The organism is Pseudomonas pergaminensis, from assembly GCF_024112395.2.
GTDB lineage: Bacteria > Pseudomonadota > Gammaproteobacteria > Pseudomonadales > Pseudomonadaceae > Aquipseudomonas > Aquipseudomonas pergaminensis.
On sequence record NZ_CP078013.2, the window covers coordinates 1,688,503 to 1,709,592 of the forward strand.

A 21,090-nucleotide genomic window follows, 5' to 3' on the forward strand; every position below is an offset into this window, starting at 1 on the left:
CCCTTATGAAACGCCTTCCGCCGCTGCCCGCGTTGCACACCTTCTGGGTCACGGCCCAGTGCTGCAACTTCACCCGCGCCGCCGAGCAACTGCACATCACCCAGGGCGCGGTGAGCCGGCAGATTGCCGGGCTGGAAAGCCATTTGGGCTACGCGCTGTTCCAACGCCAGGCGCGGGGCTTGAGCCTGACCGAAGAAGGCCGCGAATGGTCCCTGCGCGCACACCAGGTGTTTGGCCTGATCGGCGAGGCGGTCGATCAGATCGGCAGTCGCCGCCAGACCCTGCAACTCAAGGCCTCCACCTGTGTGATGCGCTGGCTGCTGCCACGCCTGATGCAATGGCAGAAGGAGCGCCCGGACGTCCCCGTGGAACTCACCACCACCGTGGCCTACACCGTGGACTTTCGCCGCGAGCAATTCGACGCAGCGGTGATCTACGCACCCATCGCCGAGCAGTCGGCGCAGGCGCGGCATTTGTTCGATGAACAACTCACCCCGGTGTGCGCGCCGGCTTTGCTCGGTGCCTTGCACACACCAGCAGACCTGCAGCAACAAGTGCTGCTGCACCCCACGCGGGATGAGCGGGATTGGGCGCTGTGGCTGAAGGCGGCGAATACGCGACTGAGCAATTTGAGCCAGGGGCATCATTTTGAAACGCTGGACTTGGCGATGACGGTGGCGTCCCAAGGTTCCGGCGTGGCAATTGGCGACAGTGCGTTGATTGGCGAGGATTTGAAGGCAGGGCGGTTGGCGACGCCGTTTGAACTGAGGGTGCCGACGGGGATGGGGTATTACCTGGTGTATCCACCGGGTACCGAGCCTTCGGCAGGGCTGGAGGCCCTGATGAACTGGCTGGTCATGAACGCCAAATCCCCGTTGTAGGAGCCCGGCTTGCCGGCGATGGCGACCTTGAAATCGCCATCGCCGGCAAGCCGGGCTCCTACAAGGGAGGGGGTGTCAGTAGCCGACGGTGAAGCGTTGGCGCGAGTGCTTGGGTGTTTCCACTTCGTCGATCAGGGCGATGGCGTAGTCGGCAAAGCTGATCCAGCTGCGGCCTTCACTGCTCACCAGCAGATCGTCCTGGCCCACACGGAATGTGCCGGTGCGCTCGGTTTCGACGAACTCCGCCGAGGGCGACAGGAAGGTCCAATCCAGCTCTTTTTCCTGACGCAGCGTGTCGAGAAACGCTGCCCCTGCGCTGGCTTCGGCTTTGTACTCCGCCGGGAAACCTTCGCTGTCGATCACCCGACCGCCACCCGGCAGCAGCAGTGAACCGGCACCGCCCACCACCAGCAAGCGTTTCACCCCGGCCTTCTTCACCGGCCCGATCACGGCTGGGGCGGGCAGGGTGGCGAAATGCGCCGCGCTGATCACCACGTCGCTGCCGCTCACGGCCTGTTGCAGGGCGGCGGCATCCAGTGCATCCACTTGCTTGACGGTGACGCCAGGGCGCGCCGCCAGCGTGTCGGTATTACGCGCAATGGCCACAACGCTATGCCCACGGCGCAAGGCTTCTTCCAACAGTTGGCTACCCGCACGGCCGGTGGCCCCAATGATTGCGATCTTGCTCATGTCGTTCTCCAGTTCGTCAGGGGTTAAAACCCATCACCACTTCATCTCGCCCTTGGCGACTTTGGCGCCGAGTTCCAGCGAGCTTTCGTCGGCAAGGGTGGGATAACGCTTTTTCATGGCCGTGATCAGGGCGGCGGAGTCCTTGGCCCTGGCGGTCTCGGCGTCGAAGGCCTTGATGTAGTCGGCGGTAAAAGCCACGGATTTCAGTGACGGTGTACCCAGGTAGTGGCCCGGGATCACGGTGCGCGGTTTCAGCTCTTCGATGCGCTGCAGGGTAGCCAGCCAATCTTTATGGGATTGCTCGCTCTGGGTGTCAGCCATCCACACGTGAATGTTTTCGGCGACAACCACGCCGCCGACCACGGCCTTGATCGACGGGATCCACACAAAGGTGCGATCCGGCTGCGCGCCGTCCAGGCCGATCACGTCCAACTGCTGGCCTTCGAGGCTCAGGCTGTGGCCTTGGAGTACCTGCGGCACGATGGTATTGGCGGGTTTGTCGGCCCCCATTTTCGGGCCCCAGAACTCAAGTTTGCCGGCCACGGTCGCCTTGATGTGGTCGACCACGGGTTGCGGGGCCAGCACGTTTGCGTCGGGGAAGGCCGCCGTGAGGGTGTCGAGGCCGAAGTAGTAGTCCGGGTCGCCGTGGCTGATGTAGATGGTGGTGAGGTGTTTGCCGCTGGCGCGGATTTTCTGCACCAGTTGCTCGGCCTGGCCTTTGCCGAATTGGGCGTCTACCAGGATCGCGTCCTTGGCCCCGCTGACCAGCACTGAGCTGACCGGGAAGATTGCCGCTTCGCCGGGGTTGTACACCTCCAGGCTCAGGTCGGCGGCGGTCGCATGGGCGGCAAAGGCCAGGGCGGCGGTCGCCAGGGTCAAGCGCTTGAAGGTTGAGAACATCGGGCAGCTCCAGCATCGGTAAGGGATGCACAGAGCTTAGTTGCACAAAACCAGACTAAAAATGCGATGCTGGGACATAGTTTGTTTCTAAAATCGGGCAAATCATGGATCGTCTTCAAGCAATGCGCGTGTTTGTCACGGTGGTGGACCTGGGCAGCCAGTCCGCCGCGGCCGATCATCTGGACCTCTCGCGCCCAGTGGTGTCACGCTACTTGGCCGAGCTGGAAGACTGGGTCGGCGCGCGCTTGCTGCACCGCACCACGCGCAAGCTGAGCCTCACGGCGGCGGGGATTGAAACGCTGCCACGCTGTCGGCAAATGCTGGAACTGAGCTGCGATATGCAGGCCGCCGTCAGCGAGCCCGATGACGCGCCACGGGGTCTGCTGCGCCTGAGTGTCAGCACCTCGTTCGGCCAGGCGCAATTGGCCGAGGCCATCGCTGAGTACGTCAGGCGCTACCCGTTGGTGACCGTTGACCTGCAAATGCTCGACCGCACCGTGAACCTGGTGGATGAGCGCATCGACCTGGCCATCCGTACCAGCAACGACCTGGACCCCAACCTCATTGCCCGACGCCTCACCGTTTGTCGCTCCGTGGTGTGCGCCTCGCAGGCCTATTTACAGGCCCATCCGGCGCCGCAGAAAGTCGAAGACCTCGCAGGGCATAACTGCCTCACCCATTCCTACTTCGGCAAAAGCCTGTGGCATTTCGAAGAAGGCGGCGAGCACGTCTCGGTGCCCATCAACGGCAACATCACCTCCAACGAAGCCAGCACCTTGCTGCGCGTGACGCTGGCCGGGGCCGGGGTGTCGATGCTGCCCAGCTACCAGGCCGGCGATTACATCCGACGCGGCGAACTGGTCCGCCTGCTGCCCGAGGCCGAGCCCCGGCAGATGAACATCTACGCCGTGTACGCCTCGCGCAAGCACATGCCTTCGGCGCTGCGCAGCCTGTTGGATTTCCTGGTGCTGAGGTTCCCGGAAGAGCCCGCGTGGGACGTCGGTCTCTAGGCCGATATAAAGAGGTTGAATGTCGCCCGATAATGGCAACTTGGCGCTGTTGACCTATGCTTTGAATAGCACCGTGTAGATCCGCTCAGAGGTCTGTGCCATGAGCATTAAAACCAGAAAGTACCTGATGATTGTCAGCCTGTGCGCCATCGCCAGCGCGCTTTACGGGACCGCCGCCTACCGCGTGGAGCAGACCCGTATGCAGCCAACCTTTGCGATCAGCTGCCATCAGGATCAATGCGTTCCCCATACCGGCAGCTTCAGCGCTTTGCGTTAAAAGCGGACAGCCGGGCATCTGAATGTGGGAGCGGGCTTCCACACTCAATTGGGTGGTGTTTCGGTTTTCAGTTGCTCGCGAAACGCCTTCGGTGAGAACCCGACCCGGCGACGGAACAGTCGAGAGAAGTTGGTCGGGTCGGAAAAACCTAACACCTCCGACATTTCATTGATGGTCATGCTGGTGTAGGTCAGCAAGCGCTTGGCCTCCAGCAGTTGGCGATCGTGCATGATCTGCAGCGCAGGCTGCCCACCCAATTCCCGACACGTGCCGTTCAGGTGAGAGACCGAGATGCCCAGTTTGTGGGCCAGGTCTTCGATCTTCGGGTGTTCGCGGTAATGCTGCTCGACCAACTGGGTAAAGCGTCGAAAGTACTCGCGCCCCCTCGGCGCCCGTGGGTGGCGACGCTGGATGGCCTGGCGGCTGATCCACACCAGCAGCACGCTGACCAGTGCATGCATCATCATGTCCCGTGCCGGCTGTTCGTCGGCGTATTCATCCTGCAGGCGCGCGAACTGGCTGTTCAGGTAGTCACTGTCCTTGCCCGCCGGGTAGTTGCCCAGCGCCTGCAAGCCGTCCACCGTGGTGCCCAGCTGGGTTTGCAAGTGGCTGACCAGTGGCGCGGCGAGCGTCACCACGTAGCCTTCGACGTCCTCGGAAAAACGAAACCCGTGCACACACAGCGGCGGCAATACCTGCAATGTCGCTTCGTTCAGGGTGGAGCGCTGGCCTTCGATTTCCAACTCTGCCTGGCCTTTGTGCACATACAGCAATTGGCACAGGTCCGCGTGCCGGTGGGGCTGGATTTCCCACTGGTATTCCCGACTGCGCCGGGAAATGGTTTCACAGTGCAACAAATCGGGGGTCGGCCATTGCTGGTTTTCCCCGTAAAGCTTGAAGACCGGAATCGCGGTTTTGGTCATGGTTTCAATCCGATACCCAGGAGAGTGGTGCGGTAATCGCCCCGATTGGCAAAAAGCGCAGGCTTTGGCTCAGTTTTCACCTTCTTATACCGACCACTCAAGTGAAAAATGTCAGCTACAAGACCAATGACAATTCTTTCACCCTATCCGTTCGGGTGGAGCTTGCGGGCGATAAAAATAATGAAAACGCTGAAAACCCAAGTCGCCATTATCGGCGCCGGTCCCTCGGGACTGTTGCTCGGCCAACTGCTGCACAACGCCGGTATCGAGACCCTTATCCTAGAGCGCCAGAGCGCCGATTACGTGCAAGGCCGTATCCGTGCCGGGGTGCTGGAACAAGGCATGGTCGACCTGCTGAGGCAGGCGGGCGTCAACCACCGTATGGATAGCGAAGGCCTGGTGCATGACGGGTTCGAATTGGCACTGAACGGACAGCTTACCCACATCGACCTCAAGGCGCTGACCGGTGGCCAGTCGGTGATGATCTACGGCCAGACCGAAGTCACCCGCGACCTCATGGCCGCCCGCGCCGCCGCAGGCGCCACTACCCTGTATGAAGCCAGCCATGTGCAGCCCCACGGGCTCAAAAGTGATCAGCCCTGGCTGACCTTTGAACATCAGGGCGAAGCCTATCGCTTGGAGTGCGACTACATCGCGGGGTGCGATGGTTTCCACGGTGTCGCGCGTCAATCAATCCCAGCCGAATCGCTCAGCGTCTTCGAACGGGTCTATCCTTTTGGTTGGTTGGGCATCCTCGCCGACACACCGCCGGTGCACGCGGAGTTGGTGTATGCCAAACACCCGCGTGGCTTTGCCTTGTGCAGCATGCGTTCACCGACCCGCAGCCGTTATTACCTGCAGGTGCCGGTGGACGAACCGATTGATGAATGGCCCGATGCGCGCTTCTGGGACGAACTGAAAACGCGTCTGCCCAGCCACCTCGCCGAAGGCTTGGTCACCGGCCCCTCGATCGAAAAAAGCATCGCGCCGCTGCGCAGTTTCGTGGTGGAGCCGATGCAGTATGGGCGCCTGTTCCTGCTAGGGGATGCGGCGCACATCGTGCCGCCCACCGGCGCCAAGGGCTTGAACCTGGCGGCCAGTGATGTGAGCACGCTGTATCGGATCTTGCTCAAGGTCTACGGCGAAGGGCGCGTGGACTTGCTGGAACGCTACTCCGCCATCTGCCTGCGGCGGGTGTGGAAAGCCGAGCGGTTTTCCTGGTGGATGACCTCGATGCTGCATCAGTTTCCCGAGGCGGACGGCTTCAGCCAGCGCATCGCCGAGAGTGAACTTGAGTACTTCATTCACTCCGAGGCAGGGCGCACGACCATCGCGGAAAATTACGTCGGACTTCCTTACGAAGCTATCGAATAGCCTGCTATCGTATCGAGCATTCCCGTGGGCCGCCTTTTCCCGCGGGCCCTGCTCGAAGGTTCTGCCGTGACGCACCTTAACCCGCCCGTTCCGCCGCTGCCTGCTGTGCGCAGCATCCTCGCCTCACTGATGATGGCGATCTTCCTGGGGGCCCTGGACCAGACCATTGTCGCCGTGTCCATGCCCGCTATCTCCGCCCAGTTCCATGACGTCAACCTGCTGGCCTGGGTCATCTCCGGCTACATGGTGGCGATGACCGTGGCGGTGCCGATCTACGGCAAGCTCGGCGACCTCTACGGGCGGCGGCCGATGATGCTGATCGGCATGGGCCTGTTCACCCTGGCCTCGCTGTTCTGCGGCATGGCGCAAAGCATGGAGCAACTGGTGCTGGCGCGGATCCTCCAGGGCATCGGCGCCGGCGGCATGATCTCGGTGAGCCAGGCGATCATCGGCGACATCATCCCGCCCCGCGAACGCGGGCGCTACCAGGGCTATTTCAGCAGCATGTACGCGGTGGCCAGCGTCGCCGGGCCGGTGCTCGGCGGCTACATGACCGAGTACCTGTCGTGGCGCTGGGTGTTCCTGATCAACCTGCCCTTGGGCGCCGGCGCCTGGTACGTGGCCCATCGCACCCTGGTCGGGCTGCCGGTACCGCAGCGCAAGCCGATCATCGATTACCTCGGCACCGTGCTCATGATCATCGGCCTGACCGCCTTGCTGTTGGGCATCACCGAAATCGGCCAGGGCCACCCTTGGCGTGACGACGAAGTGCTGGGGCTGTTGCTGGCTGCTCTGGTGGCGTTGACGTTATTCGTGTGGCACGAGCGCCGCGCACGCGAGCCGCTGCTGCCGATGCACCTGTTCGCCAACCGCAGTGCGGTGTTGTGCTGGTGCACGATCTTTTTCACCAGTTTCCAGGCGATTTCCCTGACGGTACTGATGCCCTTGCGTTATCAGACCGTGACCGGCTCCGGGGCCGACAGCGCGGCCCTGCACCTGCTGCCGCTGGCCATGGGCTTGCCGATGGGCGCCTATTTTGCCGGACGCATGACGTCGGTGACCGGGCGCTATAAACCGATGATCCTCAGCGGTGCGCTGCTGAGCCCCTTCGCGATCCTCGGCATGGCCCTGAGCGCGCCCCAGGCAGTGGGGCTGACGGCGATGTTCATGCTGCTGTGCGGGATCGCCGCCGGCATGCAATTCCCCACTTCGTTGGTGGGCACACAAAACTCGGTGGACCAGCGCGACATCGGCGTCGCCACCAGCACCACCAACCTGTTCCGCTCCCTTGGTGGAGCAGTAGGGGTAGCGTGCATGTCGGCGCTGCTGCTGGCGCTGCTGCAGGACTCCAGCTTCGCCCACCTGGCCAGCGGTGCACCTTTGGCGGAAGGCACCTCCGGCAACGTACTGCTCGACGGCCTCAACGCCGCCCCCGGCCCGGCGCAAGACGCCCTGCGCGCAGAACTGGCAGTGACGTTCAGGCATTTGCTGATGGTGAGCGCAGCAGTGTCCCTGCTGGGCCTCGCAGCGGCAATCGCAATGCCGAACCGAGTGCTGCGCGGCCGTGAGGACAAGGCTAAATAACTGCAGGAACACTAAACAGCCACCAACGCAACCGTACCCACGATGCGAAGCGAGCCGCCCTTGATCTTGATCTTGATATTGATCTTGATCTTGATCTTGATATTGATCTTGATCTTGATCTCGCTCTTGATCTCAGGCACCCCGTCAAACACGCTGGCCGGAATTCGACAGGGATTTGGGGGGTAAACCGGCAGGGATGCCGGTTTAGCCGCCCCGCGCCATGGATGGCGCGTGGCGGCGGCCCCCCAAATACCTGTCGGATTACGGGCACACCGAGCCTAGGCGAGGTGCCGAGTGTTGGGGCAAGAGCCCTTTGCTTACTTTGGGGCTTTTCCAAAGTGAGCCGCCGTAAGGGCGGAACCCATATCAGCCGTTACCTGAATAACGGATATGTACTCGGTCTGATCCAACATCCTGGTCGGCTGTCAGGCCGCCTTCGCAGGCAAGCCAGCTCCCACATTTTTGAATCGCGGGGGTGACAGTTAGATTGTGGTTGGCTGTCAGGCCGTTTTCGCAGGCAGGCCAGCTCCCACATTTTTGAATCGCAGGGGTGGCAGTTAGATAGTGGTTGGCTGTCAGGCCGTCTTTGCAGGCAAGCCAGCTCCCACATTTGGATCGGGGGGGGTTACAGCGAAATTGGGGGAGCACCCCCCCACAAACCATCGCATTTCAATACCCCATCAAGGGCTGTAATACCCCACCGCAACCATGAAATGCCCCGCCTTGCGCACATACGCATGCTTATTCTCAACCTTATCGGTCACCGGGTTCTTCCAACGGTACTTGTATTCCCCCTGATCCTGCTCCGCCATCAGCTTGAGAATCGGCTCCCCAACCGGCCTCCCGTCCGGGTCCTTGATCTTGCTGAAGTCAGTGTTGACCAGCCGCAGATTAGTGCCGTGGGCCACATAGCGCTGGGTATCCAGGTCGACCACAAACACATAGAGATCATCCTGCAAGAATCCCCCCTGCAATGAGTTGATGGCCTTGAGCGTACCGGTTTCATCCTTGAGCAACGCGTTCACCGCCTTGTTGCGCAAGGCCCTGGCCTGTTCCGGCGTAGCCCGTGGCAAGTAATAACCCACCGCCAGGATGCGTTCGCCCACGCGCTGATAAAACACATGTTTATGCTCGACCTTGCCGTCGTTCCAGTTCTGCCAGCGGTAATCGGCCTGCTGGATGCCCTGGCCTTCCGGGCGCTTGAGTGCGTCCTTGAACGACTGGCGCAAATCCGGGCCCAGCACTTCAGACACATCGCGGCCGATCAAGGCGGAGGAGGGCCCGCCACTGGCCAGCAGCACGCCCTGGGTGTCGACCACAAACACATAGCGGTCGTGGTCGACGAATTCGCCCTGCCGGCTAAAAGCGGCAAAGGCCTTGTCGCCGTTGCTCTGGTAGTAAGCCAAGGCTTTTTCCAGCAGCGCCTTGGCCGCCTGCGCGTCCTCATCCTGAGTCGTCGCGGCGTGCACCTGGCTGAAACACAACAGCAGCAGCCAGCTGAGTCGGAGCAGTCCCTTCATGGCCCATCCCTCGTTATTGTTGGTGTGACCACAGCGTAGACGGCCTTGGCTCAAGGCGCCGCCAGCCATTGGTTGACGATGCCGTCATACACCCCGGTGGCGACGCTCAGGTGCAACCATTGATCGACATAGCTCTTCCAGGCCACGTCATCACGCGGCAGCAAAAAGGCTTTTTCGCTGTACTGCATCTGCCGCTCCGGGTTGACCGCACACAGCCCGGGCTTGAGCTTCTGCTGGTAACGCGCTTCGCTGGCGTCGGTGATCATCACGTCGGCCTTGCCCGACAGCAGTTCGTCGAAGATGGTCACGTTGTCGTGCAAACGGATTTGCGCCTGGCCCAGGTGGGCGCGGGCGAACACTTCGTTGGTGCCGCCTGCCGGTTCGATCACCCGCACCTGGGGCTGGTTGATCTGCTCGACGGTCTGGTAACGCTTCACATCGTCGCACCGCACCAGTGGGATCTTGCCGTCGACGCCCAGGGACTGGCTGAAGAACGCCTTCTTCTGGCGTTCCAGGGACACCGAAATCCCGCCCACGGCGATGTCGCAGCGCTGGGCCAGGAAGTCCGGCATCAGGGTTTTCCAGGTGGTGGGCACCCATTGGATGGTGGCGCTGAGGCTCTTGGCCAGGGACTCGGCCATGGCAATGTCGATGCCTTCATAGCGGCCGTCGGCGCGCAAGGCGGTGTAGGGCTTGTAGTCGCCGGTGGTGCAGACCGTGAGCGTGCCGCGCTTGAGCACCTCGTCCAGGCGCGAAGGGGCGGTGTCGGCCAGGGCGCTGGTTGCCAGGCCGAGTACACACAGGGCGAAAGGAACTTTCATGCGGTCGAGTCCTTGGGGCATGGGCTGGGCGCTCATTATTTCCAGCACTGGGCCAGGTGGCAAGGCGCGGTAAATGTTTAGCCAGGTTGCAACCAAACTCCGTCAACCCTGAATTTAACCACCTATGCAGGCGTGTGACGCTGGCGTTTATCTCTAGCACTGTGATTACCGCATGGACGGCTCCTCCGACACCCACCCCGCGACACTGCCGTCCGATCTCGCGTTCTGGGCCCTGTTCCACTGCCGACACGCACGCCCACCAGACACCTCATTCCTACGTTGATCCATCCCCAGGATGGCGCGCACCTGTGCGCCTGCCCGACACATACGTATGAGAATGCCCATGAGTGTTTTTGCCTGCCTGCACGAAGCCCAGTCTTTTCTCGAACAGCATCCGGACATCGAGATGTTCGAGCTGTTTATCCTCGACAACAACGGCGTACCACGCGGCAAGTTGCTGCACCGCGATGAACTGCTGGCGGTGTATGCAAGCGGCCGCCCCTTGCCCAGTACTATCCTGGGGCTGACCATCAACGGCGACGACGTGGAAAACTCGGGTCTGGTCTGGGAGGTGGGTGACATCGACTGCCGCGCTTACCCGATCAGCGGCAGTTTGCAACGCATGCCGTGGCGGTTGATCCCCACCGCTGCGGTGCAAGTCAGCATGCACCCCACCGAAGGCTTGCCCGCCACCGTGGCCGACCCCCGGCATTTGCTCGCCAAGGTGATCGATGGCCTCAAGGCCGACGGTTATTACCCGGTGATGGCGGCAGAGCTGGAGTTCTACCTGCTCGACCAGAAGCCCGACGGCAATGGCCGCCCGCAACCGGCGCGCGATGTGGATGGCGGGCGCCCACGCTCGACCCAGGTCTACGGTCTGCGTGAGCTGGAGCAGATCGAACCCTTCCTTGCCGACCTCTACAGCGCCTGCAAACTGCAGGGCATTCCTGCGCGCACGGCGATTTCCGAATACGCGCCGGGCCAAGTGGAAATCACCCTGGAGCATCGCACCGACGCTCTGCAAGCCATGGACGAAGCCGTGCGCTACAAGCGGCTGGTCAAGGGCGTGGCGCATAAACACGGGATGACCGCCTGCTTCATGGCCAAGCCGTTCGACGACTTGGCGGGCACCGGCATGCACATGCACGTGAGCCTGGCGGATGCCGAGGGCAATAACCTGTTCGCCAGCGAGGCCACCGACGGCACGCCGCTGCTGCGCCAGGCGGTGGGCGGCATGCTCAGCACCTTGCTCGACTCGCTGCTGCTGTTCTGCCCCAACGCCAACTCCTACCGTCGGTTCCAGACCAACAGCTACGCACCCCTGGCCGCCACCTGGGGTGTGGACAACCGCACCGTCAGCTTGCGCGTGCCGGGCGGTCCGGCCAACTCCCGGCATATCGAACATCGCATCTGCGGCGCCGACGCCAATCCTTACCTGGCCGCCGCCGCGATCCTGGCCGGTATCCATCGCGGCATCCGTGAACAACGCGACCCCGGCGCTCCGGTTGAAGGCAATGGCTATGCCCAGGCCAAGGAGTTGCTGCCTACCGACTGGTTGACCACCCTGCGCGCCCTGGAAGGGTCGAGTTGGGCGCGGGACGCGTTCGGCAGTGAATTCCTGGGCGTGTACCTGGCCGTCAAGCGCGCCGAATTCCGCCAGTTCATGGGCGAAGTGGGCGAGCAGGATTGGCGCTGGTATCTGCACCAGGCGTGATCGGGGCTACGGCAGTGACGGCTTCGACCTTTTTTTGACATTGCAGTGGTTAAGCTGCGAATCAAGGTCATTCACTACCGTTCAACTCACCTGAGCCCGCGATGTCGCCACAACCACCTTCTTCTATCGAGATCGAATACGCCGAGCGCTGTGACCGCGAGCACGCCAGGGTGTGCGGTGATACGCGCCCGCCGGGGTTGCGCCGGCGCCTGGCGTCGTGGCGCGACGAATGGTTGGTGCGCCAGGCCCTGAAAGTGGCCGGCGAACCTGGGCTGGTATTGGACCTGGCGTGCGGCTCGGGACGTTTCTGGCCGGTGCTGGCCGAGCACGTCAACCGTGTGATCCTGGCCTCGGACAATTCCCAGGACATGCTCGACCACGCCCGCACCCACCACCCGGCGTCGTTGCTCAAGCGCGTCAAGACGTTTCAGGGTTCGGCGTTTTCCATTGGCTTGTCGGCGAATGCGGTGGACTGCATTTTCTGCCTGGAATTGTTTCGCCATGTCCCCAGCAGCGAAGGGCGATTGGCCCTGTTGCGCGAGTTCCACCGGGTCAGCCGCGACACGGTGATTGTCTCCGTCAATGCGCGCACGGCCGTAGAAGACGAGTTCCGCGGGGCCGGCTTCAAGGTCCTGCACCATCAGGAGTTCATGCCAGGCTCAAGCCTGTGGCGGGTCTACGTGCTGCGTAAGAGAGGATAACTCCCGCCTGTCGGACTATTCTTCATCTCCTGTCTGAGTTTTCATGGTCGCCTGTGCACTGCGGATGCTCGCTAGCCCCTTTCGCGATATATACTGCGCGCCATTCTTCAAGGGAGAGCCGTGTGGCCATCGATATTCACTGGATCTGCGACAACGATAGCCTCGGCCAGCATTGCGCCGAATGGCAGCAGTTGCCATTCGTCGCCCTCGACACCGAATTCATGCGGGTCGACACCTTTTATCCCATTGCCGGGCTGATCCAGATCGGTGATGGCGTTCGCGCTTACCTGATCGACCCCCTGACCATCGACAACTGGCAACCCCTGGCCGCCTTGCTGGAAAACCCGGCGGTGATCAAGGTGGTGCACGCCTGCAGCGAAGACCTCGAAGTGTTGCTGCGCCTGACCGGCAGCCTGCCGGTGCCGTTGTTCGACACCCAATTGGCGGCGGCTTACCTGAACCTCGGTTTCTCCATGGGCTATTCGCGCCTGGTGCAAGCCGTGCTGGATATCGAACTGCCCAAGGGCGAGACCCGTTCGGACTGGCTGCAGCGGCCATTGTCCGAGACGCAGGTCAGCTACGCCGCCGAAGACGCGGTGCACCTGGCCGAGGTGTACATCCGCCTGCGCCCGCAGCTGTCGGATGACAAATACGCCTGGGTGCTGGAGGACGGCGCCGAATTGGTCGCCAACCTGCGCCGCGAAGTCGACCCTTACGAGGTGTATCGCGACGCCAAGCTGGCGTGGAAGCTATCCCGCGCCCAGCTCGCCGTGCTGCGTGAACTGTGCGCCTGGCGCGAGCAACAAGCCCGTGCCCGGGACCTGCCGCGCAACCGCATCATTCGCGAACACTCATTGTGGCCCCTGGCCAAATCCCAGCCGGATAACCTCGCCGCGCTGGGCAAGATCGAAGACATGCACCCGCGTACCGTGCGTCAGGACGGTCAGTTCCTGCTGGACCTGATCAAGCGTGCCGGCAGCGTGCCCATGGACCAATGGCCGCCTGCCGTTGCCGAACCGTTGCCGGTGGATGCCGCCGCACTGATCAAGCAACTGCGCGCCCTTGGCCAAGCAGAGGCCGAACGCCTGGACATGGCGCCGGAACTGATGCTGCGCAAGAAAACCCTCGAAGCCCTGGTCAAAAGCGGCTATCCCGATGGGCCTTATAAATTGCCAGACTCGCTGCGTGGCTGGCGCCGCGAGTTGATGGGCCAGGCGCTGCTCGACAGCCTGGCCACTGCCGGAGAACAGCCTTGAAACGTATCTGCTCCATCTATCGCAGCAAGAAAAAAGACGGGATGTACCTTTACGTGCTGAAAAGCGACGCCCTGGAGCGCGTGCCGGAACCCTTGATGGAAGCCTTCGGCAAGGCCCATCACGCGTTTGACATGGTGCTGACGCCGGAGCGCAAGCTGTCCCGCGAGGACATCGCCGTGGTCCTGGAAAACCTCGACAAGCAGGGCTATCACCTGCAAATGCCACCGGCCGAGGACGAGTACATCGAACACTTGCCCGAAGAGCTGCTGCGCCGTAACGACCCGATGTGATCGATCCGTGCCCCGTCCGGGGCGCGTGCTTCAATGGAATCGTATAAGTGGGCGGTGGCCGTAAGGATGCGGGCGGCCGCCCGTACTGTTTTTGAAAGGTTTTAAGCATGCGTGTTCTGATTGCTGAACAGGATCACCCGCTCTACGCCCAACTGCTGGGCGAAGCGGCACCTGACCTTGAAGTGCTCACCAGCGGCGACTCGGCCGAACTGTCGCGCCTGGCCGCCGATTGCCCGGTATGGCTGGGTCAGCCGGACCTGTTGGCCACTTTGTTGCGTCAAGGCCATCAGCCGCAATGGCTGCAATCGACGTGGGCTGGCATCACGCCATTGCTGGCCGAAGGCCTACCCCGCGATTATCGCCTGACCCGGGCTGTTGGCATCTTTGGCCAGGTCATGGCCGAATTCGTGCTCACCTACATGCTCGGCCACGAACGTGAAGTGCTGGCGCGCCTGGTCAGTCAGGTCGAGCGCAAATGGGACAACCGCATGGGCCAGAGCCTGGCGGGGCGCAAGGCGCTGATCGTCGGTACTGGCGATATCGGCCAGAGCGTCGCCGAGTTCCTGCTGCCGTTCGGCGTGAAGCTCTACGGTATTGCCAGCGCTGCGCGCGAGCAGGCGCCGTTTATTGAAGTGGCCGGGCTCGACCAATTGGGCCGGCTGGTGGGGGAGGTGGACTATGTGATCAACCTGCTGCCCAACACGCCGAACACCCATGACCTGTACGACGCGGCGCTGTTCAAGCAATTCAAGCCGACCGGGTTGTTCATCAACGTCGGGCGCGGAGTGGCGGTGGTGGATGCGGACTTGGTCGAGGCCCTGAAAGAAGGGCATCTGGCCGGCGCGGTGATTGATGTGTGCCGCCAGGAACCGCTGCCACAGCGTCATCCGTTCTGGACAGCCTGGGGGCTGCTGCTCACCGGCCACAGTTCGGCGCCGACTTCGCCTGAATTGATGGTGGCGCTGTTTGTGCAAAACCTGCGGGCGTATCAGGCCAAGCAAGCGCTGCGCGGCGAAGTGGATTTCGAACGCGGTTACTGATCACGTTTCACCGTCCTGCTGGAACCGTTTTGCCAGGTTCCGGCACCAAGAGTGACCTCTTGGCCACGGACTGGTGAAATCCATGATCGTCCTCAATGCTTCCCGCGCTTCTGTCCCATTCATTCAAACGGGGAAGGCGCAAAGCCCTGCCCCAACAGTCTCCAGACCCACTGAAAGCGTGCGGGCCAGTCCCGCAGCCGCGCCGGCACTGGGCAATTTCGGCGGCGCGCTCTCTTGGCCGATTCCGCTGACGGCGCCGCAACGGCAAGCCATCCTCGAGGTGATGCCGGACAGTCGCAAGGGCGTGTTGGGGTATTTGCTCAGCGGCAGTGCGGTGACCAACGCCGACCTGCAAGACCCGGCACTCGCCTTGCAAAAGCTGCTGGCTTCCCCCAAGGCCCAGGCACTGGGACGGGTCATCCAGGACGAACTCGGTGGTTTGCCGACTGACACAAGCCTGCATGATTACGTGATGGCCGCCCTCCAGCTCGGGCTGGCTCCGCAGCTTGGGCAAGCCAGCCCGATCGGCGGCTTTGACCTTGGGCAGAGCGCGCACTGGGGCATGCCGGCGTCCGTGGTGGTTAAGGGCTTGGAGCGCCATCTGGTCGAGCAGGGGCGGGCGACGTCTCAAACCGCTACGCTGGCGGCGCACCTGCTGCTGGCGTCGACGGCGCCCGAGTTTCTGGTCAAGGACATTCCTGCCATTGTCACGTATGGAAGCCTTACCTGGGCCCAACTGGCAATGGCGGTCGCCAAGGTCGAAGCGGATTCGCCAGGGGCTGCGCGCTCAATGAGCTACGCCGAAGTGCTGGCGAAGTCGGGGCAAATAAGTGCTGACGGTCTGGATATCCAGCCCATGCAGCGTAAGGCCTTGATCGACTGGGCCGTGGCCAACGATGTGCTCGATGCCGTATCGCCCTTGACTGACAGTGACCTGGAGCGCGCACGCACGGCCTATAACAGTCAATTGAGCGCGTTGATGAACGCCAGCGCCGCCGTGCAGGTCGAGGTTCCCAGTCGTCGGGAAATGGCCTTGGCCAGACTCAAGGAGTGTTTTCCAGGCGTGGATCCGAGTGTGTTCGAGATCCGCGCTATCCAGAAAGCCTGGCTCAGGCCAGGACGCCCCGGGCTTTTTCCGGGGATGCGTTCAATGCTCGATATTGTGATGGAGGGGGCCGTACTGGGGTCGCAGGAACATTGGTTGTCCAACGACGCCCGAATCCCCGTCACGCGTTTCTGTGAGCTGTATGAAGGCGGCGCCTTCAAGGTGGCCGAGGCCTTCAAGCGTCAGTACGACCACGCCATTCAATCGCTGGAGCAGGGGCACAAAGGCCTGGCCAGCTACCTTATTTCCACATTGCCACTGAAGGACAGGAACAACTTCAAGCACGGCAAGCTGGAGTTCTTCCACACCAATCAATACACCATGGCCACGGATTTCCTGACCCCGCTTACCCTCAAGACGCGTGGGCATACCCTGCTGGTCAAGACCACGCGTGATGGGGAGGTCAACGTCTATGAGCTGGATACCCGCAGCGGCAAGATCGAGAAACAGAACTACCTGAGGGATCACTATGCGCAGCCATACACCGCCGAGAACATGGAGACCCGGAACGCGAACCTGGTCAGTAAGACCGTGCTCTTGGGCACGATCAATGAGGGGCAGGGGGCGGGTGGCGACCGCTTCGACGCCATTGGCGATGTGTTCGCCCGTTCCCTGGACTTGAAAAATAAAGACTTGTTGACGTACGCCAGGGGCATCACCTCCTACGATGAAGCGCGGGATGTCGTCCACGCCATCGGTGAGTTCTTCTTGAACCTGATCCCGTTCAGGTCCGCCATCGTCAACTTCATCAAGGGCAATTATGGCGAGGGGGCGGTGGACCTGGCGCTGGATGTGGTGGGGTTGTTGAGCTTCGGTGCGGGCAAAGCCGCCCAGGCCGGCAAAGCCTTTTCCAAGGGGTTTACCAGCATTCGCGGGTTGGCCAATGCACTGCGCTTTGTCGGCCTGGCAGCCATTGAAGCCTTCAACCCGCTGGCGGGCCTTGGGGACTTGGCGGCGGGGAGCGCCTGGCTATTGAGCAAAGGCAGCCGCCTGGGAGTGCGGGCTGTCAATAAACTCCGCGGAGGCACCGCAAGCTATGACGTGCTGAAGGCTGCGAGCGCACAGCACGGTGTGGCGGCCACCGGCACCTTCAAGCTGGCCGGCCAGACGGTTGAAGGCGGCGCGGTGCTCAAGGACGGTAAGTGGTATAGCTTTGACGTGGACAGGATGCAGGCTTATGGCAGCCCGCTGGAAGATTTTACCGCCAAGGCGCGCGCGGTAGACGGTGTGCTGGCGACAGTGGAAGTGGCACCGGGTCGGGAGCTGAGCAACAAGCTGTTCCGCGAGTACAAAGTACCCAAATCCACTCTTGCCGGGCGCTCGCGCAACAGCCAGGGCGTGTATGTGGCGGCGGATGGTCACACGTCCCATATCCGGCATATCGACGACAGTGGCCGGGCGGCAGTCTATGAAGTCCGGGAAGTCACGCGCACCCCCGAGGGCGTGGTGCAGGCGCGCATCTACAGTGCCAATCGGCAGACTCCGCTGCTGGTTCAGCATGTGCAGGGTGACCAGTGGATACGCTTGGGGGCGATGGGGGGGAACCCGCCCAGCGTTGGCTCGGACCTTGGGCGGATGATCGGCGGTGGCTCCGAGAGCCGTCTTTACGAAAGCCTCGACGGCGTCCATGTCTACAAGGAGACGCGAACGTCGGGCCATCAAAAAGTGCCTGACTACTTCGAGCGGCAAGCGCAGTGCCTGAACGAGTATTACGGCGAAGGGTTTGCCGTGGCCCTGTTCGAAAACGGCCGCGGCTACCTGAAAATGAAAAAAATAGACGGGGTCTCGCTGGATGCCATTGCACCGCGCAGTCTGCCGCCGCAGGCTAAAGCGGCACTCGATGAGATGTTGGCAGACCTGCTGAAGAAAGAGATGTTTCCCAACGATGTTCAACTGTCCAACTTTATGTACTCGGCTAAAGAGAACAAGGTCTATCCGGTGGATTTCGACTTCCCGCCCCAGGATATCCTGCACTTTGATGACGCTACGTTTGCGATACACCGGGACGATTTCCTGCGTGACGCTGACAAGCTCAGGACGCAGTTCCGTGGGTTGATCGCGTAGACGTTGCAACTGCCCCCTCGGGGGCAGCCTTAACGTGGTGCTACAGGCTGAAATCGCCTTCTGACACCAGCTCGCTCAGCGGCTTGCGCGGGCTGGGGGCTTCGCGACCTTGCAGGTATTCCGGCAAGCTCGACTTGTCCCCCAATTTGCCGATCGCCACGGCGGCATGCAGTGCATAACCTTCCGGGATTTTCAGCTCTTTGCGGGTCAGCTCCTGATCGAATCCGGCCATGCCGTGGGTGTGCCAGCCGCTGAGGCTGGCCTGCAGCGCCAGGTGGCCCCAGGCGGAACCGGTGTCGAAGGTGTGCCACAGGGCCGGGGTTTCTTCGGTGGCGCCGGGGGCGGTGAAGTCGGTTTTCGAGGCGATGATCACCAGGGCCGATGCATGCTGCGCCCAGTTACGGTTGAATTCATTCAGCAAACCCAGGAAACGCTCCCAGTCTGGCGTGTCGCGGCGCGCGTAGAGAAAACGCCACGGCTGCGAGTTGTAGGCGGAGGGTGCCCAGCGTGCGGCTTCGAAGAAGCTCAGCAGGGTGTCCTTGGAGATGCTCTCGCCGGTGAAGGCGCGAGGTGACCAGCGGTCGGTGAACTGGGTGTGGATCGGATAATCGGCAACACGGGTCATGAGCAGTTCCTGATCGTCAATTCGGCGCTCAAAACTACTGCGCGGCCACTAGACTGACAAGTGTTGTTACACCGCCAGTCGCTAGCGCTTGGTTCCAGGCGCCGTGGGCACTAGACTGGCGGCCTTTTCACCTACCGATACTGATGTAGAGCCATGGCCGCCAAAGTCGAACCCTTCTGGATACGCAAAACCCTTGAACACCTCGATCAGGAGGAGTGGGAGTCGTTGTGCGACGGCTGTGGCCTGTGCTGCCTGCAAAAGCTTGAGGACGAAGACGACAACAGCGTCTATTACACGCGTATCGCCTGCAAACTGCTCGACCTGAAAACCTGCCAGTGCACTGACTACCCCAACCGCCGTGCGTCGGTGCCGGATTGCATCCAGCTCACCCCAGGCCAGGCCGACCAGTTCAAATGGCTGCCACCGACCTGTGGCTACCGCCTGGTCAGCGAGCGCAAGGACCTGCCGCTGTGGCACCACCTGGTTTGTGGCGACCGTGATGCCGTGCACCATGAACGCATTTCCCAGTCCGGGCGCATGCTCAGCGAAGGCAGCGTGCCCGAGGATGACTGGGAGGATTACCTGATTTTCCGCGCGGGCTGAACAAGGAGTGGGTATGAGGGTGGGATTCAAGCTGGCGGCATCGGTCGTGCTGCTGGCACTGAGCACGTCGGGCTGGTGCGCGAAGAAAGTCGACCTGGACTACCACGTCAAGCTCCTGCCCCAGAGCGATCAGGCCGAGGTGCGTGTGAGCCTGTCCCAGGGCTCGGTGGTGCGCAGCCTCAACTTCGACCTCGGCCACGACGGTGACTACAGCGACTTCAAGGCCGACGGCCAGTGGAGCGTCAATGAGCACCGAGGCGTGTGGCAACCCAGCGCCAGCAAAGCCAGCCTCACCTACCGTGTGCGCCTTACCCATGCGCGCAAACCCGGTACTTTTGAGGCGCGGATGACGCCGAGCTGGGCGCTGTTTCGCGGCGAAGACCTGGTGCCGCCGGCGCGGCTCGACCAGCAGGACGGCATCGAGTTGGTCTCGCGCCTGGTGTTCGAGCTGCCGGCCGGCTGGAAAAGCGTCGAAACCGCCTGGCCGCGCATCGGCAAGCGCACATTCCGCATCGATAACGTTTCCCGCCTGTTCGACCGCCCCACCGGCTGGATGCTCGCCGGCAACCTCGGCAGCCGCCGCGTGCGCCTGGGCGAGACAGAAGTCACCGTGGCCTCGCCCAAAGGCCAGGCCATGCGCCGCATGGATGTGCTGACGTTGCTAACCTTTGTCTGGCCGCAGGTGGAGGCCGCTTTCCCGCGGCATCCGGCGAAACTGCTGGTGGTGGGCGCCAGTGATCCGATGCGCCGTGGCGCGTTCTCGGCGCGCGACTCGATCTACCTCAACAGCCGCACCCCACTGGTCAGCGAAAACGGCAGCAGCCCGTTGGTGCGGGAAGTGGTGCAGGCAATCGGGCGCTTCAATGACCACGACACCAGTGATTGGATCAGCGAAGGCCTGGCCGAGTACTACGGCATCGAACTGGTGCGCCGCGCCGGTGGCATCACCGATGAGCGGTATCAGGCGATACAGGCGCGGTTGACGAAGGAAGGCAAGGAGGTGACCAGCCTGCGCGGTGAGCACGTCAGTGGTGCGACGGTGTCACGGGCGGTGGTGATGCTGCAGGAACTGGATCGCGAGATTCGCGTGAAGACTCACAACAAGCGCTCCCTGGATGACCTCGCGCAAGCGGTAATGCGCGCCAACAGCATCACGACGGCGGAGTTCGTGCAGTTGGCAGAGAGCATCATTGGCGAGTCGTCGGTGGTGCTGGATAGTAAGCTGCTGCGTTGAACCCTTGCTGAACCTCCGCAATTCCTTGTAGGAGCCCGGCTTGCCGGCGATAGGGCCATCAAGGACGCCATCGCCGGTAAGCCGGGCTCCTACAGGTCGGGGTAATGTCAGCCGGTGGTTTTTACGGCTTTCTCAGCGGCCACTTCGGCCTTGGTCTTCAAGTTCTTCAATTCTTCCCCGGCCCGCTCGATCTTTGCGCGCACCGTGTTCATTTCCTGGCGGCCCTGTTCGAGCTTGTCCTTGAGCGTGCTGTGCCCGGTAAAACCACGGGCCAGTGCCACGCCGCCGATCGCCACTTGGATCAAGCCGAAAATCCCACCTCGGCGCAGGCCTTTGCCGACCATCATCACGCCACCGGCCACCGAGCCGATGCGCTCCCAACCGTGCACGTTTTGCGTGGGCTGGGTCTGGAACGGCGTGTGTTCGATGATAGGTCGCAAGGTTTTGCTGTCGCTCATGATCTGTCTCCAACGAGGGC

The 21,090-nt window shown here is 62.1% G+C and carries 21 protein-coding genes; 13 read left to right on the plus strand and 8 right to left on the minus strand.

Annotated features, from left to right (window positions below):
* The first annotated feature begins 5 nt into the window (after nt 1-5).
* On the plus strand, nt 6-881 hold the full coding sequence (locus tag KUA23_RS07635) for a LysR substrate-binding domain-containing protein (protein ID WP_252993673.1): 876 nt from the start codon (nt 6-8) through the stop codon (nt 879-881).
* Nucleotides 882-956: 75 nt separating this feature from the next.
* On the opposite strand, the gene KUA23_RS07640 is transcribed toward KUA23_RS07635, so the two are convergent.
* Both KUA23_RS07640 and KUA23_RS07645 read right to left on the minus strand, forming a co-directional pair.
* Nucleotides 957-1,571, minus strand: coding sequence for an NAD(P)-dependent oxidoreductase (locus tag KUA23_RS07640; RefSeq protein WP_099494377.1), 615 nt, complete (start codon nt 1,569-1,571; stop codon nt 957-959).
* Nucleotides 1,572-1,604: 33 nt separating this feature from the next.
* Nucleotides 1,605-2,471 carry an MBL fold metallo-hydrolase gene (locus KUA23_RS07645; protein ID WP_252993674.1) on the minus strand — a complete coding sequence of 289 codons (867 nt, stop codon included), beginning with the start codon at nt 2,469-2,471 and terminating at the stop codon, nt 1,605-1,607.
* Between the two features lie 104 nt (nt 2,472-2,575).
* Here KUA23_RS07645 and KUA23_RS07650 point away from each other — a divergent pair, with 104 nt between their 5' ends.
* Both KUA23_RS07650 and KUA23_RS07655 read left to right on the plus strand, forming a co-directional pair.
* Nucleotides 2,576-3,481 carry a LysR family transcriptional regulator gene (locus KUA23_RS07650; protein ID WP_078047388.1) on the plus strand — a complete coding sequence of 302 codons (906 nt, stop codon included), beginning with the start codon at nt 2,576-2,578 and terminating at the stop codon, nt 3,479-3,481.
* Nucleotides 3,482-3,581: 100 nt separating this feature from the next.
* Nucleotides 3,582-3,758, plus strand: a complete 177-nt coding sequence (locus KUA23_RS07655; protein ID WP_177409469.1) for a hypothetical protein — start codon at nt 3,582-3,584, stop codon at nt 3,756-3,758.
* A gap of 44 nt (nt 3,759-3,802) precedes the next feature.
* Here KUA23_RS07655 and KUA23_RS07660 read toward each other — a convergent pair whose 3' ends face one another.
* A complete protein-coding gene (locus tag KUA23_RS07660; RefSeq protein WP_252993675.1) occupies nt 3,803-4,681 on the minus strand; it encodes a helix-turn-helix domain-containing protein in 879 nt (292 codons plus the stop codon).
* A gap of 189 nt (nt 4,682-4,870) precedes the next feature.
* On the opposite strand from KUA23_RS07660, the gene pobA reads away from it, so the two are divergent.
* Complete coding sequence (gene pobA / locus KUA23_RS07665) at nt 4,871-6,055, plus strand: 4-hydroxybenzoate 3-monooxygenase (RefSeq protein ID WP_177409522.1); 1,185 nt, start codon at nt 4,871-4,873, stop codon at nt 6,053-6,055.
* A 66-nt stretch (nt 6,056-6,121) separates the two neighbouring features.
* Nucleotides 6,122-7,639, plus strand: a complete 1,518-nt coding sequence (locus KUA23_RS07670; protein ID WP_078050882.1) for an MDR family MFS transporter — start codon at nt 6,122-6,124, stop codon at nt 7,637-7,639.
* Nucleotides 7,640-7,650: 11 nt separating this feature from the next.
* On the opposite strand, the gene KUA23_RS07675 is transcribed toward KUA23_RS07670, so the two are convergent.
* From KUA23_RS07675 to KUA23_RS07685, 3 genes are all read right to left on the minus strand, one after another.
* Nucleotides 7,651-7,779, minus strand: a complete 129-nt coding sequence (locus KUA23_RS07675) for a hypothetical protein (protein WP_256997321.1) — start codon at nt 7,777-7,779, stop codon at nt 7,651-7,653.
* A gap of 540 nt (nt 7,780-8,319) precedes the next feature.
* On the minus strand, nt 8,320-9,159 hold the full coding sequence (locus KUA23_RS07680; RefSeq protein WP_078047391.1) for a cache domain-containing protein: 840 nt from the start codon (nt 9,157-9,159) through the stop codon (nt 8,320-8,322).
* Between the two features lie 50 nt (nt 9,160-9,209).
* Nucleotides 9,210-9,980: a transporter substrate-binding domain-containing protein gene (locus tag KUA23_RS07685; protein ID WP_078047392.1), complete on the minus strand. Its 771-nt coding sequence runs from the start codon at nt 9,978-9,980 to the stop codon at nt 9,210-9,212.
* A gap of 343 nt (nt 9,981-10,323) precedes the next feature.
* Here KUA23_RS07685 and KUA23_RS07690 point away from each other — a divergent pair, with 343 nt between their 5' ends.
* The 6 genes from KUA23_RS07690 (at nt 10,324) to KUA23_RS07715 (ending at nt 18,150) form a co-directional block, all read left to right on the plus strand.
* On the plus strand, nt 10,324-11,694 hold the full coding sequence (locus tag KUA23_RS07690; protein ID WP_252993676.1) for a glutamine synthetase family protein: 1,371 nt from the start codon (nt 10,324-10,326) through the stop codon (nt 11,692-11,694).
* Nucleotides 11,695-11,795: 101 nt separating this feature from the next.
* The gene (locus tag KUA23_RS07695) at nt 11,796-12,395 is read left to right on the plus strand and encodes a class I SAM-dependent methyltransferase (protein ID WP_100491295.1); all 600 of its coding nucleotides are present in this window, start codon (nt 11,796-11,798) and stop codon (nt 12,393-12,395) included.
* 122 nt (nt 12,396-12,517) lie between these two features.
* A complete protein-coding gene (rnd, locus tag KUA23_RS07700) occupies nt 12,518-13,651 on the plus strand; it encodes a ribonuclease D (protein ID WP_078047396.1) in 1,134 nt (377 codons plus the stop codon).
* On the plus strand, nt 13,648-13,941 hold the full coding sequence (locus KUA23_RS07705; protein ID WP_003189597.1) for a YcgL domain-containing protein: 294 nt from the start codon (nt 13,648-13,650) through the stop codon (nt 13,939-13,941). Before rnd ends, KUA23_RS07705 begins: the two co-directional genes overlap by 4 nt.
* Nucleotides 13,942-14,048: 107 nt before the next feature.
* Nucleotides 14,049-14,981, plus strand: a complete 933-nt coding sequence (locus KUA23_RS07710; protein WP_078047397.1) for a D-2-hydroxyacid dehydrogenase — start codon at nt 14,049-14,051, stop codon at nt 14,979-14,981.
* Between the two features lie 178 nt (nt 14,982-15,159).
* Nucleotides 15,160-18,150 carry an OspG family effector kinase gene (locus KUA23_RS07715; protein WP_346356385.1) on the plus strand — a complete coding sequence of 997 codons (2,991 nt, stop codon included), beginning with the start codon at nt 15,160-15,162 and terminating at the stop codon, nt 18,148-18,150.
* 40 nt (nt 18,151-18,190) lie between these two features.
* On the opposite strand, the gene KUA23_RS07720 is transcribed toward KUA23_RS07715, so the two are convergent.
* On the minus strand, nt 18,191-18,775 hold the full coding sequence (locus KUA23_RS07720; protein ID WP_078047400.1) for a nitroreductase family protein: 585 nt from the start codon (nt 18,773-18,775) through the stop codon (nt 18,191-18,193).
* A gap of 153 nt (nt 18,776-18,928) precedes the next feature.
* On the opposite strand from KUA23_RS07720, the gene KUA23_RS07725 reads away from it, so the two are divergent.
* Together KUA23_RS07725 and KUA23_RS07730 are read left to right on the plus strand one after the other, a co-directional pair.
* The gene (locus KUA23_RS07725) at nt 18,929-19,378 is read left to right on the plus strand and encodes a YcgN family cysteine cluster protein (protein WP_003172524.1); all 450 of its coding nucleotides are present in this window, start codon (nt 18,929-18,931) and stop codon (nt 19,376-19,378) included.
* A 13-nt stretch (nt 19,379-19,391) separates the two neighbouring features.
* On the plus strand, nt 19,392-20,612 hold the full coding sequence (locus KUA23_RS07730; RefSeq protein ID WP_252993679.1) for a hypothetical protein: 1,221 nt from the start codon (nt 19,392-19,394) through the stop codon (nt 20,610-20,612).
* 107 nt (nt 20,613-20,719) lie between these two features.
* On the opposite strand, the gene KUA23_RS07735 is transcribed toward KUA23_RS07730, so the two are convergent.
* The gene (locus KUA23_RS07735; protein WP_078047401.1) at nt 20,720-21,070 is read right to left on the minus strand and encodes a YgaP family membrane protein; all 351 of its coding nucleotides are present in this window, start codon (nt 21,068-21,070) and stop codon (nt 20,720-20,722) included.
* Nucleotides 21,071-21,090 lie beyond the last annotated feature (20 nt).

Bases quoted from the DNA above. Each gene is read 5' to 3' on its own strand.
- KUA23_RS07735 (WP_078047401.1), bottom strand. From the start codon at position 21,070: ATGAGCGACAGCAAAACCTTGCGACCTATCATCGAACACACGCCGTTC.
- KUA23_RS07640 (WP_099494377.1), bottom strand. From the start codon at position 1,571: ATGAGCAAGATCGCAATCATTGGGGCCACCGGCCGTGCGGGTAGCCAA.
- KUA23_RS07685 (WP_078047392.1), bottom strand. From the start codon at position 9,980: ATGAAAGTTCCTTTCGCCCTGTGTGTACTCGGCCTGGCAACCAGCGCC.
- KUA23_RS07730 (WP_252993679.1), top strand. From the start codon at position 19,392: ATGAGGGTGGGATTCAAGCTGGCGGCATCGGTCGTGCTGCTGGCACTG.
- KUA23_RS07650 (WP_078047388.1), top strand. From the start codon at position 2,576: ATGGATCGTCTTCAAGCAATGCGCGTGTTTGTCACGGTGGTGGACCTG.
- KUA23_RS07645 (WP_252993674.1), bottom strand. From the start codon at position 2,471: ATGTTCTCAACCTTCAAGCGCTTGACCCTGGCGACCGCCGCCCTGGCC.
- KUA23_RS07690 (WP_252993676.1), top strand. From the start codon at position 10,324: ATGAGTGTTTTTGCCTGCCTGCACGAAGCCCAGTCTTTTCTCGAACAG.
- KUA23_RS07635 (WP_252993673.1), top strand. From the start codon at position 6: ATGAAACGCCTTCCGCCGCTGCCCGCGTTGCACACCTTCTGGGTCACG.
- KUA23_RS07655 (WP_177409469.1), top strand. From the start codon at position 3,582: ATGAGCATTAAAACCAGAAAGTACCTGATGATTGTCAGCCTGTGCGCC.
- KUA23_RS07680 (WP_078047391.1), bottom strand. From the start codon at position 9,159: ATGAAGGGACTGCTCCGACTCAGCTGGCTGCTGCTGTTGTGTTTCAGC.
- KUA23_RS07725 (WP_003172524.1), top strand. From the start codon at position 18,929: ATGGCCGCCAAAGTCGAACCCTTCTGGATACGCAAAACCCTTGAACAC.
- KUA23_RS07710 (WP_078047397.1), top strand. From the start codon at position 14,049: ATGCGTGTTCTGATTGCTGAACAGGATCACCCGCTCTACGCCCAACTG.
- KUA23_RS07695 (WP_100491295.1), top strand. From the start codon at position 11,796: ATGTCGCCACAACCACCTTCTTCTATCGAGATCGAATACGCCGAGCGC.
- KUA23_RS07720 (WP_078047400.1), bottom strand. From the start codon at position 18,775: ATGACCCGTGTTGCCGATTATCCGATCCACACCCAGTTCACCGACCGC.
- KUA23_RS07660 (WP_252993675.1), bottom strand. From the start codon at position 4,681: ATGACCAAAACCGCGATTCCGGTCTTCAAGCTTTACGGGGAAAACCAG.